The 508-nt window shown below is 62.2% G+C and carries 1 protein-coding gene; it reads right to left on the reverse strand.

Features of this window, described 5'->3' with window-relative positions:
- Window positions 1–508, reverse strand: a 508-nt coding sequence (locus NCR40_RS27875; protein ID WP_250511357.1) for a type VI secretion system baseplate subunit TssF, incomplete at both ends; no start/stop codon positions are given.

Here is a 508-nt window from a genome sequence, read left to right on the forward strand (position 1 = left end):
GGTATGGAAATAGCGCTCTGGCTTCTCGTACTGCAGCGTCCAGCCGCGATGGCGAAAGCTCGTGAAGGCGCTATATGCGTGACGTGCGCTGTCCTCCGGATCTGCGGCGGTCACTGCGAGCACGTGATACGGCTCGACGTGCCCCGCCACGCCGGGTTGAACGCGATGTTCGCGATCATGCCAGTCCGTAGGTCGCAGCGGCAGCGCATCCACTTCGAACAGGTTGATCACTGGTGTGCAGAACAGACGGAAGCTCTCGCGACACACCGGATAATCGCCCGGTACGCGCCCGCTCAGTTCGATTTCAAACGTCATCTGCGATTCGCCCGCCGGCAGCATCGAGGCGTCGAAGCCGCACAGATCGACGAAGTGGAATTTTTGCGGGAACACGAAATATTCCAGCAGTGTCTGCTCGCGATCCAGCGTGCGGTCGCGCTCGGGCTCGGTGACCGGCCACAGCCGCGTAGTCGGGCCAAAGCCCGCCCCTTCGAATTGAACGCCCTCGAGC

It is taken from the genome of Caballeronia sp. GACF4, assembly GCF_023631025.1.
Classification (GTDB): domain Bacteria; phylum Pseudomonadota; class Gammaproteobacteria; order Burkholderiales; family Burkholderiaceae; genus Caballeronia.